Origin of the sequence: Streptomyces sp. A5-4 (genome assembly GCF_051131715.1) — a bacterium.
Taxonomy (GTDB): domain Bacteria; phylum Actinomycetota; class Actinomycetes; order Streptomycetales; family Streptomycetaceae; genus Streptomyces.
The window spans coordinates 5,501,175-5,515,718 of record NZ_CP178591.1; the positions used below are offsets into that span (position 1 = coordinate 5,501,175).

Here is a 14,544-nt window from a genome sequence, read left to right on the forward strand (position 1 = left end):
GAAATGGAGGGTGTGCCCTCAAGAGGGCTGGGGCGTGGGGAGATTTGCTGGCAGCAGGCCGTCGCGGTGTATCGCGTGGAAGAGGGCGGGGATGCGGTCGAGGAGATCTGCAGCCGACGCGATGAACTGCTGCGGCGAGGGGCCGATCACAACGACCGGCCCCGACGCTGCGCCGGCACAACGGCGTTGGTTCTCCACGGCACGGGCGAGTGCTGCGGTCAGCTCGGCGCCCGCGTCCTGGCCGGCCTTGGCGATCTGCGCGACCCGGTCGAGGAGAAGCAGGTCCCCGACCCGGTCGCGCGGCTGGTCCTGGGCGCGGTCGAGGAGCAGTCGCAGGGCGTTGCGGGAAAGGTTCTGGGCGTCGGTGATCCGAGCGGCCAGGGTGCGCACGTGGACGTTGCCGCCGTCGCGCAGGGCTCGGTGCAGGTCGAGCGCGTCGGTGGTCAGGCGGGAGAGGGCCTCGGTGGGGGCGAGGTAGTCAGGCACGGGTCTCCGTGATGCTGGTCGGGTGCAGGGCGCGGGCGAACGAGGCGACCAGGGCGGGGGCTTGGGCGGCGTCGGCGGCCAGGGCGCGGACGATGGGGGTGCCGATCACGACCGCGTCCACCAGCGGGGCGACACATGCTGCGAGGCGCGGGGTGGAGATCCCCACCCCCGAGACCACGGGCAGCGGGCTCGCTGCGCGAAGGCGCTGGGTGAAAGCGCCGAGGGCTTGGATGTCCAGGGCGCCCTGGTAGCCGGTGGTGGCCGTGCTGGCGGGTGCGTAGAGCCATCCCGACGCACCGGCGGTCGCGCTCGCGAGGCCGGTGCCGGGGGTGTGGCGCGGGACGAGGCGTGGGGCGCACAGGCCCGCGTTCTTGGTGGCGTCGTGCCAGCGTCCGGCCATGCACGCGGGAAGATCGACGACCATCACACCGGCAGCCCCGGCTGCCGCACAGGCGAGAGCCAGCCGCTCCGGACCCTGGTGCTGGACGGGCGCCCAGTAGGTCATCACCACCGTCGGGGCCCGGCTCGCCGCGTGCTCGACGGCACGCAACGTGCGGGCCAGATCGGTTCCTTGCTGCAGGGCCTGGTGGTAGGCGGCCCGGATGACGGGTCCGTCCAGGGGTGCGAAATCTGAAGGCAGTCCGATCTCGATCAGCCCGCTGCCCGCGCCGGTGAGCGCGTCGATGAGCCGGCGTTCGTCAGCGGGTGGATGCAGCCCTGCCGGAACGAAGACGCCGAGGGTGGGATGGGGCTGGGCGAGAACGGTGGCGAGGGAGTGGGGTGCGTCGGGCATGAGGGCTTTCGTGGGTGGCGGGCGTCAAGGCCCCGGGCTGTGCTGGTCAGCGGGTACGTGCCGCTGTCGAGCCGAGTGCGGGTTTCGGGGCGATGCGGGTGTCTGGGGCGGCGGGATGGGGGCGGCCGTAGGCGCGTGCGAGTGCTGCGACGCCGCCGGCGGTGAGGTGGAGGCGTGCCCGGGGCTCGGAACCTGAGAAGGAGGCCGGCAGGGGTTCGCGCTGCAGCAGGCCCTTGGCTTCGAGGGAGCGGATGGTGCTGATCGTCATTCCGCCGTCGCGGTTGTGGACGTACTGCTTGCCGAGCATCTCCGTCACGCGGACGTGCCCGCGGGCGGCGGCCTGCAGCGCGGTGTACTGGGTGGCCGACAAAGCGACGTCCTCACCAGTTACTGGGAGAGGGCGGCTGCGGCGGCGCATCTCCGTGGCGAAGTGGGCGGCGGCCTCGACCGATGCCTCGGGGGCGAGCGCGGTCAACTCGCCGGCCAGCCTGACGCGACGGCTCGCCGCCGAGATGACGGAGGGGTGGGCGTGCTCGTCACCCAGGCCGGCTGCCTTTCTGGCCGCAGCGCTGAGGATGTCTGAGGCGTCGAGGAGATGGTCGGCGGACTCGGTAGCCAGGTAGGCCAGTTGCTTGAGCCGCACGAGGATGTCGCCGGTTTCGACGTGGTGGTAGAGCGGCTGGTTCTTGACTGCATCGATCGCGGCGAGAGTGCCACGGGCCAGCCGCTGCGCGGAGCTGACGTGGTGCCCGCCGATCGCTGCCCCCGGGAGCGGGACTTCGAAATTGAGAGCCACGAGGGCATCGTTGTGCCGGGTGAAATCCGCCGCGAGAAGCAGGAGCTGCTCGGGTGGCGTAGGTGGTGTCGGCACTTCAAAGAGTTGCTGGTCAGAGCCTGGTGTCGTCATGGGGCCGGGCAGTTCTCCCTAGCGGTCGGGGTTGGAGGAGGGGGCAGGGCGAGAGATCAGAGGCGGGCGACAGCCGCCCGTGCGACCTGAGTGGCGGGTGCACATGTGGGGATCAGCGGATGCGACGAGGTGCCGCAGTTCCGGGTGGTCCGCTCGGAATGGGTGGGCGTCATCTCGTCGAGGTCGTGGGGTTCGTAGCTGTCCATGAGCGATTCCAGTCAGGGGACGTGCCCGAGGGTGCAACGCCCGGAGGTTTGAGCGGGCCGCGGTCACCGTTTCCTCGGCGCGGCTCCGCGTATCGCTGGGAGCGGGGGCAGACTGTTCTCCGCCGCGGGCGCCGCCGCGGACGGGGTGCCGGGAGTTCCGAGCTCCGCGAGGGCGTGCTGGATGAGCCGCTGGTCCTCTTGCTGGGCGGCGGCGGAGAGGGTTCGCCGGGAGAGCTGTTGTGCCAGCCCGACGTACACCTGGGACGCGAAGCCCATCTTCTCGGCGGCCTCGGCCAGGACAGTGCGGCTCGCCTCGGGTGTCTCGTCGGCGTCGTCGTAGAGCAGCGTTTCGGTGCGTGCGTGGATGGCGCGGGCGCACAGGGCTCCGGCGTGCGACACCTGGGCGGAGGCTTCAGCGAGTTTGGCGAGGTTCCAGTGCCCGTCTTTCATGGCCGCGTACTGGCTGGTGGACAGGACCTCCAGTTGCTGGGTACAGCGCGTTGCCAACTCCTGTGCACCGACTGCGATCGGTGCCAGTTCACGGACCGGCTTGGAGATGTCGCCGGCCCGGACCTGTTCGACGTCTGCCCGCAGGGACCGCAGGGCGAGGTGTGTCTGGCTGAGCAGGCGGGTCTGCGCGGCCAGGTCGATGAACTGCAACAAGAACTCCGGGGAAGTGAACGGGCAGGAGAGGGCTTACGCGGCGCTGCCGTAGTCGTCCTGCTGGGGAGCGTGCTTGGCGATGGCGCGGGCGGTGATGGCCTTGGACGCGTGTGCCGAGGCGGCGGACAGCTCGTCGGCGCCGGGCTCCTGGTACCACGGGCGCAGGTCGAGCATCGCGGCGCGCATTCCGGTGGCGAAGCACAAGGCGGTGCCCTTGGGCAGGGCGCGGATCGCGTCGGCGGGCAGGATCCGCTCCTGTCGCATGCTCACCGAGGTGGACTTGCCGGACTCGGAGTGCGAGGTGGACGTGGTTTCCACGTCGTGGTCTCCGATCAGCCGCGACAGCTTGTCGGCGAAGTCCGGATCGTCGATGCCGGCCCCGATGACCTTCACCGTCGAGGCGGACCACATGGCGTCCATGCCCGCGTCACCCCAGACCTTCTGGCCCTGGCGGTAGCTCTGGAGGATCGTGATCGGGATGATCCCGCGGCTGCCGAGGTGGGAGTACAGGTCCGGAAGGTCCGAGATTTTGCAGACGTTGGCGGCCTCGTCGAGGATCGCCAGCATCGGCGGGTCGAGACGTCCGCCGGCGCGCTCGGCCTGGGCGGTCGCCGCGCGCATGACCGAGTCCGCGCATGCCGCGATCAATGCCGAGGCTCCGCCGCCGCCGTCCTTGCTCAGCAGGAACAGCGTGTCGGTAGAGGTGACGAACTGCGCGGGCCGGAACTCGGGGACGTCCTTCTGCGGCGTCACCCACGCCGCGATCTCGGTGTTGAGCAGGGCGGCGGCGTACTGGCGGGCGGTCTCGTAGATCCCGTCCCGTGTCTCCGGCGGTCCTTCGACGGTGCCCTTGAGCTGGGCGGCGACTGCGGCGAAATCATGGTCGCGGAGGATGTCGAGCGGGGTGCGGTCGGCGGGGAAGGCGAGCCACTGCATGATGTCGGTGATCGGCCGCTCGTCGAGGGCTGCGGCCAGTAGGAGCTGGGACAGGATGTTGCTGCCGGCCTTGGACCAGAAGTCGCCCTGCGCGCTCGCATCCACGCTCGCGGCGAGGAAGTGACCGGCCAACCGGCCTGCGCCGTCGAGGGTTTTCGCGCTGGCGAGGGGGTTCCACCACATTTCGCGGGCAGCGTGTGCGATCTGCTGCGGGTCCATGGTCCACACCCGTCCCACCTGAGTGCGGGCGTCGTAGGCGGTGGTGAAGGCATCCCCGGCGGCCTTGTTCGACGTCAAAAGGACCGGGCCGGGGGCGGCGAGCATGGAGGGGATGGCGAGCGAAGTGGTCTTGCCGGACCGGGGGGCCATGATCGCGACGGCGACGTCCTCGAAGCCCATCCGCACCTCGTGGCGGCTGCCTTGGAGGTTGCCGAGCAGGATGCCGGTGTCCTTCGCGTCGATGTGCTTGGCGTCCTTCAGGCTCGGGCGCAGCGAACGGGCCTTGTTGGTGATCGCCTTGGCCATCAGCGGCTGGATGTCCCGGGCCTTGGCCATGTCGGTGATCTTCTTCCGGCCGCCGCTGCGGTTCTTGTGCCGGGACCACAGGATGCCGGCCGCTGCACCGAGGGCCAGGAGGAGGAGCACGGGGACGATACGGGTGCTGATGAGCAGGGACGTTTCCCCTGCCTGGGGCCATAGGCGTTCGGGATGGAGCAGGGCGTTGGTCGGCTGGTACGGCGCCCAGGTAATGCCGGTCAGGTAGGCGGTGACATTGCCGGACAGCCAGGCGAGGTGGGACAGGGGAACGACGACGGCGAGCACTCCGAACAGGAGACGCAGGACGAGGTCGTACCCGTCGGTGGAGCTGTTGGACGAGGGGGGCAAAGGGCTACGCGCTTCCGGGTGGGGACGGCAGGGTCAGCGGTTGCGGCCGTTCGTGGCAGGCGGCGGTCGCAGGGGGTTCGGACTCGCCGGAGGTCCGGCGCGGCGGCCGGCCAGGGAGCGGACACGCTCTTCCAGAGCCGTGGCGACCTGCACGGCGGGCACCTCGCGTCGGGTGCGGGCGATGAGGTGGGGGTCGCGCGTCGCCAGGCTGCGCAGGCTGTCGGTGCGCGGCACAGGGCTCGGGTCGGCGAGCGCAGCGGTGAACGCGGCGACGAGGTGCGCAGGCGTGTGTTCGCCGAAGCGGGCCTGCCACACCTGGTTCTGCAGCCCCAGCGTGACGGTGACGAACCACGCTCCTGGAGCCTTCGGCGTGCCCAGGCTCTCGACGTACGCCGTCTTGTCGGGCGACACGAGGCCGCTCTCCCCGTCCGGTGACCAGCCGACTTTCTGGAGGGACTTGTACGGGGCAGCAGCAGCCGCCGCCGGAGCCGGGTCGGTGAGGGCGTCGGTGAACGCGGCGATCATCTCGACGGGAGTGCGGGCGCCGAAGCTCGCGTACCAGGCGGGCCGGTCCGGCTCCGGGGCGTGCTGGAGGGTCCACCACTGGCCGTCGGGGTCGGGCTCCAGGCGCAGGAGCGCCTTCTGGTCAGGGCTGGAAAGCAGCACGCGCGGCATCAGGGGGTCGTGGCCGTAGCTCCAGCCGCAGGCGCGGTGGAGCGGGACGGTGACCCAGGCGGCGTCACCGCCCCCGGCCAGGTGACGCGGGGCGATGAACTCGACCTCGACACTCTCGGCGGCCGGGGGCACGCTCACTTCCTCACCGGGGCGGCCCGGCCGGTTACGGGGGCCGTGGTCGGTGGCGGCGCCAGACGCGAGGGGGCCTTCAGGGCTGCGGAGTTGATCTCTCGCAATGCCTGGCCGTGGGTGGCCCAGTCGTCGAGGTAGCTCCATGACTCGGCGTGGTGCTCGGCGAGAGCGTCGTCGAAGACCGGGCTACCGGGCTGGACGTTGGCGGGGAGCGTGTCGAGGGTCGTCGTCCACTGTTCCTGCAGCCCTTCGAGACGTTCGAGCGCGGCGTGCAGGACGCCCAACTGGTAGACCCAGCGGCTCTGTACGGTGTTCGCGGGCAGATGGGCCAGCTGCGCTTCTGCGGTACCCAGCAGGAGGCGGGCGCTGGTGCGCAGTGGCTCGAACGCCGTGTGGGTGTCGGCGTCGCGCTGGCTGGCGCGCAGCCCGTAGGCGTGGTCGTCGTGCGGCCAGCCGTCGAGGTCGGTGTGTTCGTCGGAGTAGACGTCCCAGGCGTCCAAGGTCTGCTTGCTGTCGCTCAGGTAGCTGTCGAGGTGGCGGAGGAACTCGCGGTGCGCGGTGTGATCGGCGGAGATGGTCAGGGTCCTGTCGGTTCAGCGGCGGACGGTCGGACGGACGGCACCGGCCGGCGCCGGGGTCGTCGCGGGTTTCGTTGCCTGCCGGCGGGCTGCGCGTGCGTGTGAGCGGAGCGAATCGATGCGGGTGGTGTGCGCATCGACCGTCTGCTGCGGAGTGAGCGGGCTGGGCACTTGCACGACGCTGTAGTGAGCGGTGCGGTCGTACATGGCGCGCTGGAGCGGTGCGGGGGCGGCGAGTGTGCTGACGAACGCGGTCACGAGGTGCTCGGGCGTGTTGGCGCCGAAATACGCGTGCCAGATCCGCGGGCCCATGGGGGTTCCGTATCCCGGCTCGCACGTCTCCACGTGCCAGTACGCCATGGCGTCGTCATCTTGGTCGGCCCGCTGCTCTATGTGACACATCGTGTCCGGTGAGACGGCCGTGTTCTGTGGTCCTACCTGCCAGCCCGCTGACGCCAGCACCGTGAGTGGATCCGGCCGCGACGCAGACATCGGGGCGATGAGGGCGTCGGTCAGGCCGGCGAGGACCTCGGCGGGGACGAGTTCGCCGAACTCGGCGTGCCAGCCGCGCTCGGTGTCGGTGTGCTCGGCCCGCAGCCGCCACCACGCTGAGGTGGCGGACTGCGGGTCGAACTGGAGGCGGAGGCGGAGATCAGGACTGCGCAGGACGATCTCGGCACTCAGCGGGTCGGAGACGGCCTTCCATCCGGCGGCGGCCAGGCCGTGGGTGACGTGACGGGCGTCTCCGGATCCGGCGAGGTGGCGCGGGCTGGTGTCGAACGGGATCTGCCAGGCGTGCTTGGCGGCGAAGGCGGCGAGCTGCCGTTCGCTCACCGGCACCAGCAGCACTCCGGCTCGCTGGCGGGAGCCTTTCCGACCAGGCTGCGCAGGTCGTCCAGGGCGTAGTGGAGGGTGTGCTGGTCGGACTGCTCCCACGCCGCGTCGCGCAACTCCGCTACCAGGAAGTCGACTTCCAGGTTGCGGGGGGTGTCGGGATGCTCCTGCACGGTGCGCGCGAGGGCACGCAGGATGTCGGCGAGCTGCATGGGTATGCCCGTGTGCTCATCCAGCAGGGGCTCGGCCAGGGCGAGCGCCTCTTCGGGGTGGGGATTGCCGAGCAGGTAGTCGGTGAGGCGGGAGAGGGTCTCGGTCGCGGTGCGGATGGCGTCCGGGGTGAGTGCGGGCATGGGTCTCCTCGATGGTGCGGGGCGAAAGGTCAGCGGCGGGTTCGGGCGCCACCGGCGGTGGCGTGGGGGCGGGCCGTGGTGCGGGGCCGGCTGCCTCGGGTGGTGTTGCGTGCCCAGGTGGCGGCGCGGGCGGCGGTGATCCGGGCCTGCTGCCAGGCGCTGAGCTGGGAGGGCAGCACAGAGACGGATGTGGTGCGGATCTGTGTGCTCTGCGGGACGCGGCCGAGCGGGCGCATCACGGGCTCGGGGCTGGCGAGCGCGGTCGAGAAGGCTTGCACGAGGTGCATCGGCGTACTGGGTGCGAACTGGGCGGTCCAGCCGTTGCCTTGGCCGTCCTTCGCCCCGGCCCACCACATCGACTCGCTGCCGGGGCTCTGGTGGTACTGCACCCAGGCGTTGCCGTCGGGACTGGTCGCGGTCACATGGTCGGGGTGGGGCTGGTCGCTCCAATTCTGGTCCTGCAGCGGCGCCCAGACGTTGGGGGCGTGCGCGGAGCGGGGCTGGGTGAGGGCGTCGGTGAGACCGGCGACGATCTCCACCGGCGTCTGCCGGCCGAGGACGGCCCACCACTCGTCCTGGTGGCCGCTCGCCGCGCCGTGGATCGACCACCCGCCGGGCAGGACGTAGGGGTCGTAGGCGATACGGACGGTGCGGTCCGGGCTTTCCATGGCCAGGGGGCCGCCCGTTTTCGACTTGTCCCGCCAGCCGGAGGCGCGCAGGAATTCGGAGACGTGGCGCACATCGCCGCCGCCCGCGAGGGAGCGGGGCTCGATGAGGTAGTGCTGCTGGGCCTGTTCGCCTGCTCCCCAGCCCTGCCACTGCTTGTTCTTCACCGGCTCCGCCGCACAACCATGGCGGATGCCACCGGTTTCGGCGGCGCGGTGCTGGCCGGTGCCGGGGGTTTCGCGAACTGCCGCAGCGCGTCGGTGTGATCGCTGAGGTCTGTGCCGACGTCGTGCAACTCGTTGGCGGCGCGGCCCATGGCCAGCCACACCTCGGGCGGGAGAGCGCCGCGGTGGACGTTGTCCCGGGCGAACCGCGACCCGGTTTCCATCAGCTCCGTCACCCCGGTGAGGACGCCGTTGTCGGGGTCGAGGATCTTGCCGAGGATCTGTGCGGCTATCTGGGGCGAGGCTTGGGCGAGGTGGTCATCCAGCGTCCTGAGCAGGCCGGTGATGTCCTCGGCGAGGCGTACGGGGTAGGACGACAGGTCGGTCATGTGCCTCCTGGGTGGATGGGCTCGGGCGGGCTGCTAGTCGTGGTGGCGGATGCGCTGGCTTTCGACGAGAAGGAACAGGTCGCGGCGCCGGGCTTCGTCGAGCGCGGCCTCAGGGCGACCGCCGGCCAGTGGGTTGGTCCGGTCGTGGCTGCTGACGGTGACGGCGCGCAGGTAGCGGCGGAACAGGGCGGTCACGAGGCGGGGCTTGAGGCGGGGCGTGATGGGCGGGGGTGCTACAGGTTTCTCCGATGGGTCGGGCGGTGCTGGCCGGGTGACACCGGCGGGGAGCCGGTACCACCCGGCCAGCTTCACGGGGTGCGGCGGGACGGTGCGGGGTGCGAGGGAGATGCGGCCGGTGCCGGGCGCTGCGCCGCAGGATTGGGTTTCCCGGTGCGGATCTCGCGCACGGCCTGCTGGTAGGCGGGCTCGTCGAAGACTTCGCCGGCGCAGCTGACCTCGTAGCCAGCCAGGAGGAGGGCGGGGATCGCGCGAGTAGCAAGGCGTCTCTGCTCGTTGACGCCGAGGTGCTCGGGCGCAACGTGCCAGATGTAGACGGGCCCGGCGGTACGGACCTCTTGGCGTTCGAGGCCGAGTTGTTCGAGCAGGTCGTGGAGCTTGGCCGGGGCGCCGGTGGGAGTGTCGGCGTGGATGGTCGTGGTCAGGGCCTTGACGTAGATCTCGACGTCGGTGCCGTACTCGTCGGCCAGATTGGCCATGGAAGGTTCTCCAGTTCAGCCTCGGCGGGGGGCGGGGGCAGCTGCTGCTTCCTCGGCTTCAGCGAGCCCTGTGGGCCGGGACACGCGTGGCAGCCGGTGCCGGCGGTACGGCGGCCGGAGTGGCGGCGGGTGCGGTCCGACCGGAGAGGTGCTGGAGGCCGGTGCCGATACCGTGAGCTTCGAGCTGCGGGCCGATCTGGCGCAGAGCGCGAGCCTGCGCTGTGGTGTCGTCACCGCTCAGGCGGTGGATTCCGGTCTGCGTGTCCTGGACGAAGCCGTTGGCCACCAGGACGGCGGCGGCTGTTTCTCCGACGGGCGCGGCGGCGACGCTGCCGTCCTGCTGCCAGGTCAGTACGACCCTTTCCGGCTGGGACGGCTGGGTGCCTCCGATGGTGTTGTGGCGGACCTGGGCGAGCGCCGTGTCGTAGCGGGCGAGGAGGTCGCCCGCTACGGTCTCGGCGCTCAGGAACGGGTCGTCCGTCAGCGCGATGCCATTGGGCTCGCGCACTCCGCGGTATGCCTCGTCGGGGAGAGCGCGGGGGGCGACGGCGGCGATGAGGAAGCCGTCGCCTTCGTCGTGCCTGTCGAGGACGGCGAGCTGGGCTCCGTCCGGGCGGCTCAGGAGGGCTGCCTGCTGGAGCGGGAATTCGGCGAGCGACTCGGCGACGAGGTCCAGGTCCCAGACCCGTTCGGTCAGTTCGACGAGGTCGTCCTTGTCCTGGGGCGAGTGGTAAGAGCTGGTCCAGGCGCCGGGGAGTTCACCGGCGAGGACGTCGGCGTACGAGGCGAGGCGCTCGGAATCTTCGTAATCGTGCATGGTGTCCTTGGGCGAGGTGGGGGTCAGCGGCGCAGTCCGGCGGCCACCGGCGGTGGCGGGGCGGGAACCGTGCGCGGCGGAGGCGGGCAGGCGCACACGGCGGAGCGCTCGCGTTCGGCAGCGGAGACCTCTTCGGTGCAGGTGCTGCGGCCGGGATGCGGGGCGTGCCGGTCGGCCAGCGCGTTGCGTGTGTCGCAGAGATCGGTGCGGATGGAGCGCAGGCGCTCGTCGGCGAGGTAGCGCAGCCGCCTGGCGATATGCGGGTCGGCTGCTTCGCCGAGTTCGTCATGGAACTCGGCGGTTGCAGCTAGGACTTCGCCCAGGGCGGCGAGGATGCCGTTGTGGGCGGCGGTCAGCTCGGTGAGAGCGTCGGCCACCTCCTCGGTCGTGGTGGCTGCGCGGATGCGCTCGGCGAGGTGGGAGACAGTGGCGCCCAGTGGCAGGTAACTGGGCGGGCGGGCTTGGGTGTCGAAGGCGGTGTCGCAGTCGACGTGGTACCCGGCGGATCGAAGCCGTGCGACGGCGCCGGTAGCGAGGCGGGACTCCTCGTCCTCGGCGAGACCGGTGGGGGCGCGGTGGTAGGTCTCGTGGACGCGGACGACGGAGACGAAACCGGTGCGCTGCAGGATGCTGTGCGCCTCGGGGTCTCCACCGCGGGCGAGGACCTCGTCGGAGTGCGGATCTCGGCGGATGTCCAGGAAGCGGTCGGCAAGGGGCAAAGAGACGTTTCTCCTACGGCGATCGATGTGCTGGGTGCCGGGCTGCGGCAGGCGGTGCGGCAGCTACACGGGGACGGGCCGCGGCACTCAGGTGCGCTGCCGCGGTGTCCAGGTCTTGCTGGACGGAGTGCAGCCGGTGGGCGATGAGCTCCAGGCGATGCGCTGTGGCGGCACCGGCCGCGCCGGGCTGTCGTGCGATCCGGTGAGCGGTGTGCTCGACGAGTCCGCGCACCGTGGCCAGCGGCCCGGACTGCTCGTCGGCGAGCTGCGACAGGATGGTCGCGAGCTGGGTGGACGCCACGGGGACGAGCCGGTCGGCGTTCTGTGGCCGAGAAGTTGGTGCGGGGATAAGACGCAGGTCCTGCTCGATGCGGCGGGATTCCTCCGAGAGGCGCCGCAGGGCATCGCCACGCTGGGGGGCCCACGCGCCATCCAGGCGGATTAGGTTGGCGAGCAGATCGAGGCGGCCGGGCTGGGCCTGGAGGGCGATCCACCGGCAGCCCTTCTCGTCACCGGGGACCTCGATGCCGGCGGCGCGGGCGAGCCGGTGGGCGATCTCGGCCCACTCGGGGCCGGCCAGCACACGGTCGTCGGGATGGAGCCGGACACTGAGGTGGAAGACGGCGTGCCGGTCATCCTGCGGGCTGGCCGCGAACGGGTATTCCAGATAGGGGTCTTCGAGGTGTTCGGTCCACTCGACGGACGTCCAGATCTTCTGCTCGTCGTCCAGGGTGTAGTAGTCGAGCCCCGGCCAGTGGGCGACGACAGTGTGCTCGGTGAGTCCCTCGTCCGGCGACACCGGGCGCCCCAGCGCCTCGGCGAGCGGCTCGTGCGGTGAGTGGGCCCGCTCGTGGAGACGGGGAATCACCGGCCGCCCCGAACGTCGGCGATGTGTACCAGCTGGTTGAGGGCGGTGGTGGTGTACCAGCCGCAGTCGATCAGCGTGTTGTCCCCGGTGTGCTTCGGCAGGAGGCGGTCCTCCATGGCGCGCAGGTGGATCAGGCAGTCCGGGCAGCGACGGGAGAGGTGGACGAGGTAACGGGGGTGGGCGGTGATGTACGACTGGGTGCCGCCGGTCGAATCCCGCAGCCGCCAGCCGTTCTCGTCGGTCGGGGTGTGCCAGGACGGGGTGATGACGCGCAAGGCGTCTCCCCACAGTTCTCCCCCGGCGACCCCCTTCAGGACGACGACCGTGTCGCCGGCCTGGAAGTGGGCGTGGGTGATGTCCCGGTCGGGGGTGAGCGGGTCCGGTGTCGGAGCGAACACCGGAGTGGGTGGGGTCAGGGACATGCGGTTCCTTCCACGCGAGGCGGGTGGCGGTGGGAGGAACAATGGTCCGGAAGATCGCCGGTTTGGCTAACCGGCGTTTCCCGGCTATGTTGCGCCTCCTTCACCGGAACGGGTTCTCCGTCCCACGGTCTTCTTCGCCCGCTGCGTCGAGGAGTTCGAGCAGGTCAGCGCCCTCCGCATCCCGCTGGTCAATCCACCACCCAGCACGGGGTGCGCCGTGAGGCGCTTGTTGTTCCGAATGGAGGTGCAAGACCTTCATCTCCGGACCGTCGCAGCGGTCTGGTGAAGCTGAGGGCAGCCTGACCCGGGAGGTGCCGGGGAAGGTGGGAAGCAGCCCTGACAAAGCCGGGATGGGCTGGCACTGCCAGACAGTCCAGGTCCGGCGAGCGAGACGGGAAGGTGTACGCGAGGAACCAGTGCTTGAACCCTCGTTAGGTGGAGCCGGCTCGAAACCTGGTGGATCTGGGCCGGCGTTGGGGTGCGTTGTCATCTAGATCGTGGAGATGACGCCCGTCCGGCGCGAAGCCATCGTGACCGGGCAGCCCGCGCAGAAGAACTGCGGCGTACGCGCGGGGGCCTCCGGGGCAAAGCTGGGCACCTAACCCGTCGATCGGCAGCAAGTGAACACGGGAACCGCACCGGTTCTCCCGCCACCACTCCGCATCCAGCGGAGGGCGGGATAGGCCCACCGTCGGCTGACGGGCCGGTAGCGGGGCGGAGCCGCCGTAGTAGTCGGAGGCCGGGAAAGCCGGTCACAGGGCGAAGGGCGGCAGCGAGTCGAGCAGCGGAAGGACTGTCATGCCAGAAGACGCGCCGGTGAATATCGGCGCCATGCTGTCGAGCCCGTTCCGGGCCCAGCGGCGGGTACTGGAGATTCAGACGAAACTGCACCATTGGGCGGTGGCCGACTCCGGTCGCCGGTTCGGTGATCTGTTCAACCTCGTGGTGGACCCGGCCTTCCTCGCGGTGGCGTGGGAACGGGTCCGGGAGAACAAGGGCGCACGCAGCGCGGGAGTGGACGGTCGCACCGTCCACGGCATCGAGCGCAGCGCGCACGGCGCGACGGGGCTGCTGGAGGAACTACGGGCAGACGTGAAAGCCCGTACGTTTCGGCCGCTTCCGGTCAAGGAGCGGTGGATTCCCAAGGCGAACGGAAAGCTCCGTCGCCTGGGCATCCCCACGGTCCGTGACCGCGTCGTGCAGGCGGCCTTGAAACTGGTACTGGAACCGATCCTGGAGGCTGACTTCCAGCCGTGCAGCTACGGATTCCGCCCGGAACGTCGGGCTCAGGACGCGATCGAGGAGATCCGCAACTACGCCACGAACCCCCGCAGTTACACCTGGGTGTTCGAGGGCGACATCGCGGCCTGCTTCGACGAGATCGACCACACCGCTCTGATGGAGCTGGTGCGGCGACGCATCGCGGACAGGCGCATCCTGAGTCTGGTCAAGTCGTTCCTCAAGGCGGGTCTGCTGGACGACATGGACGTCATCCGGGACACGTCCACCGGCACTCCCCAGGGCGGCATCCTCTCGCCGCTCCTGGCCAACGTTGCCCTGTCGGTTCTCGATGAGCACTTCACCGGGCTCTGGCAGGCACACGGAAGCAACGCATCCCGCACCCGATTCCGTCAGCGCGGAGGCGCGACCTACCGGCTGGTCCGGTACGCCGACGACTTCGTGGTGATGGTGAAAGGCACCCGGGAACAGGCACTGAGTCTGTTCGACGAGGTGGGCGGCGTCTTGAGCCGGGTCGGGCTTCGGCTCGCGCCGGACAAGACACATGTGGTGCACATCGACGAGGGGTTCGACTTCCTCGGGTTCCGTATCCAACGGCACCAGCAATGGGGAAGCGACCGGCACTTGATCTACAGCTACCCGTCACGGAAGTCGCGTGCGACGGTCAAGCGCAAGGTCAAGGAGGCCACACGACACATCCCGAACCAGACCGCGGACGAACTGTTCCGGCAACTGAACAGAATCACCCGCGGATGGGCTCTCTACTTCCGGCACGGAGCGTCCAAGGCAGCCTTCCAGGACCTCGACCACTTCCTGTGGTGGCGGAGCTTGGCCTGGCTGGTGAAGAAGCATCCGAAGCGAAGCAAGAAGTGGATCCTTCGGCGCTACTACCCCGATGGGAAGTGGTGGCCGGAGGCGGACGGAGTGGAGATCAGACCTCCAGGCTGGACAGCGATCACTCGCTACCGGTACCGAGGCAACACGATCCTCACCCCGTGGGCCCTGCGACCGGAGACCGACATCAGCTGATGCGGGACTCGTGGAGAGCCGGATGCGGGGAGACTCGCACGTCCGGTTCGGGCGAGCGGCCGAGGGA

General features: G+C 70.2%; 19 protein-coding genes. 1 reads left to right on the top strand and 18 read right to left on the bottom strand.

The genetic code is table 11. The features are described 5' to 3' along the window. Nucleotides 1-18: 18 nt before the first annotated feature. The 18 genes from ACLLJJ_RS25750 to ACLLJJ_RS25835 form a co-directional block, all read right to left on the bottom strand. Complete coding sequence (locus ACLLJJ_RS25750; protein WP_434595816.1) at nt 19-486, bottom strand: hypothetical protein; 468 nt, start codon at nt 484-486, stop codon at nt 19-21. Then, nucleotides 479-1,279, bottom strand: a complete 801-nt coding sequence (locus ACLLJJ_RS25755) for a tryptophan synthase subunit alpha (RefSeq protein ID WP_434595818.1) — start codon at nt 1,277-1,279, stop codon at nt 479-481. Before ACLLJJ_RS25755 ends, ACLLJJ_RS25750 begins: the two co-directional genes overlap by 8 nt. A 46-nt stretch (nt 1,280-1,325) precedes the next feature. After that, nucleotides 1,326-2,075 carry a hypothetical protein gene (locus tag ACLLJJ_RS25760; protein ID WP_434595819.1) on the bottom strand — a complete coding sequence of 250 codons (750 nt, stop codon included), beginning with the start codon at nt 2,073-2,075 and terminating at the stop codon, nt 1,326-1,328. Between the two features lie 167 nt (nt 2,076-2,242). Continuing rightward, on the bottom strand, nt 2,243-2,392 hold the full coding sequence (locus ACLLJJ_RS25765; protein ID WP_185298116.1) for a hypothetical protein: 150 nt from the start codon (nt 2,390-2,392) through the stop codon (nt 2,243-2,245). A 63-nt stretch (nt 2,393-2,455) separates the two neighbouring features. Next, nucleotides 2,456-3,052: a hypothetical protein gene (locus ACLLJJ_RS25770; protein WP_434595821.1), complete on the bottom strand. Its 597-nt coding sequence runs from the start codon at nt 3,050-3,052 to the stop codon at nt 2,456-2,458. A 36-nt stretch (nt 3,053-3,088) separates the two neighbouring features. Next, nucleotides 3,089-4,876, bottom strand: coding sequence for a type IV secretory system conjugative DNA transfer family protein (locus tag ACLLJJ_RS25775; protein ID WP_434595823.1), 1,788 nt, complete (start codon nt 4,874-4,876; stop codon nt 3,089-3,091). Between the two features lie 33 nt (nt 4,877-4,909). Continuing rightward, nucleotides 4,910-5,683, bottom strand: a complete 774-nt coding sequence (locus ACLLJJ_RS25780; protein WP_434600523.1) for a DUF317 domain-containing protein — start codon at nt 5,681-5,683, stop codon at nt 4,910-4,912. 2 nt (nt 5,684-5,685) lie between these two features. Continuing rightward, nucleotides 5,686-6,183, bottom strand: a complete 498-nt coding sequence (locus ACLLJJ_RS25785) for a hypothetical protein (RefSeq protein ID WP_434595825.1) — start codon at nt 6,181-6,183, stop codon at nt 5,686-5,688. Between the two features lie 93 nt (nt 6,184-6,276). Beyond that, on the bottom strand, nt 6,277-7,101 hold the full coding sequence (locus tag ACLLJJ_RS25790) for a DUF317 domain-containing protein (protein WP_434595827.1): 825 nt from the start codon (nt 7,099-7,101) through the stop codon (nt 6,277-6,279). Next, entirely contained in the window at nt 7,092-7,448 is a 357-nt protein-coding gene (locus ACLLJJ_RS25795; protein ID WP_434595829.1) for a hypothetical protein, read from the bottom strand. The genes ACLLJJ_RS25790 and ACLLJJ_RS25795 overlap by 10 nt, the downstream gene beginning before the upstream one ends. A 29-nt stretch (nt 7,449-7,477) precedes the next feature. Beyond that, nucleotides 7,478-8,281 (bottom strand): DUF317 domain-containing protein, encoded by an 804-nt coding sequence (locus tag ACLLJJ_RS25800; protein WP_434595831.1) that lies wholly within the window; start codon nt 8,279-8,281, stop codon nt 7,478-7,480. Beyond that, nucleotides 8,278-8,667, bottom strand: a complete 390-nt coding sequence (locus ACLLJJ_RS25805) for a hypothetical protein (RefSeq protein WP_185298109.1) — start codon at nt 8,665-8,667, stop codon at nt 8,278-8,280. Before ACLLJJ_RS25805 ends, ACLLJJ_RS25800 begins: the two co-directional genes overlap by 4 nt. Before the next feature lie 33 nt (nt 8,668-8,700). Beyond that, a complete protein-coding gene (locus tag ACLLJJ_RS25810; RefSeq protein ID WP_185298108.1) occupies nt 8,701-8,862 on the bottom strand; it encodes a hypothetical protein in 162 nt (53 codons plus the stop codon). A 113-nt stretch (nt 8,863-8,975) separates the two neighbouring features. Further along, a complete protein-coding gene (locus ACLLJJ_RS25815) occupies nt 8,976-9,383 on the bottom strand; it encodes a hypothetical protein (RefSeq protein ID WP_185298107.1) in 408 nt (135 codons plus the stop codon). Between the two features lie 58 nt (nt 9,384-9,441). Beyond that, nucleotides 9,442-10,200, bottom strand: a complete 759-nt coding sequence (locus tag ACLLJJ_RS25820; protein ID WP_185298106.1) for a hypothetical protein — start codon at nt 10,198-10,200, stop codon at nt 9,442-9,444. Between the two features lie 23 nt (nt 10,201-10,223). Further along, nucleotides 10,224-10,919 carry a hypothetical protein gene (locus tag ACLLJJ_RS25825; protein WP_185298105.1) on the bottom strand — a complete coding sequence of 232 codons (696 nt, stop codon included), beginning with the start codon at nt 10,917-10,919 and terminating at the stop codon, nt 10,224-10,226. A gap of 13 nt (nt 10,920-10,932) precedes the next feature. Then, on the bottom strand, nt 10,933-11,787 hold the full coding sequence (locus tag ACLLJJ_RS25830) for a relaxase/mobilization nuclease (protein ID WP_185298104.1): 855 nt from the start codon (nt 11,785-11,787) through the stop codon (nt 10,933-10,935). Then, entirely contained in the window at nt 11,784-12,209 is a 426-nt protein-coding gene (locus ACLLJJ_RS25835; RefSeq protein ID WP_434595834.1) for a hypothetical protein, read from the bottom strand. The genes ACLLJJ_RS25830 and ACLLJJ_RS25835 overlap by 4 nt, the downstream gene beginning before the upstream one ends. Before the next feature lie 798 nt (nt 12,210-13,007). Here ACLLJJ_RS25835 and ltrA point away from each other — a divergent pair. Then, on the top strand, nt 13,008-14,477 hold the full coding sequence (gene ltrA, locus ACLLJJ_RS25840; protein WP_434595835.1) for a group II intron reverse transcriptase/maturase: 1,470 nt from the start codon (nt 13,008-13,010) through the stop codon (nt 14,475-14,477). Nucleotides 14,478-14,544: the final 67 nt, after the last annotated feature.

Bases quoted from the DNA above. Each gene is read 5' to 3' on its own strand.
- ACLLJJ_RS25755 (WP_434595818.1), bottom strand. From the start codon at position 1,279: ATGCCCGACGCACCCCACTCCCTCGCCACCGTTCTCGCCCAGCCCCAT.
- ACLLJJ_RS25765 (WP_185298116.1), bottom strand. From the start codon at position 2,392: ATGGACAGCTACGAACCCCACGACCTCGACGAGATGACGCCCACCCAT.
- ACLLJJ_RS25795 (WP_434595829.1), bottom strand. From the start codon at position 7,448: ATGCCCGCACTCACCCCGGACGCCATCCGCACCGCGACCGAGACCCTC.
- ACLLJJ_RS25805 (WP_185298109.1), bottom strand. From the start codon at position 8,667: ATGACCGACCTGTCGTCCTACCCCGTACGCCTCGCCGAGGACATCACC.
- ACLLJJ_RS25815 (WP_185298107.1), bottom strand. From the start codon at position 9,383: ATGGCCAATCTGGCCGACGAGTACGGCACCGACGTCGAGATCTACGTC.
- ACLLJJ_RS25820 (WP_185298106.1), bottom strand. From the start codon at position 10,200: ATGCACGATTACGAAGATTCCGAGCGCCTCGCCTCGTACGCCGACGTC.
- ACLLJJ_RS25835 (WP_434595834.1), bottom strand. From the start codon at position 12,209: ATGTCCCTGACCCCACCCACTCCGGTGTTCGCTCCGACACCGGACCCG.
- ltrA (WP_434595835.1), top strand. From the start codon at position 13,008: ATGCCAGAAGACGCGCCGGTGAATATCGGCGCCATGCTGTCGAGCCCG.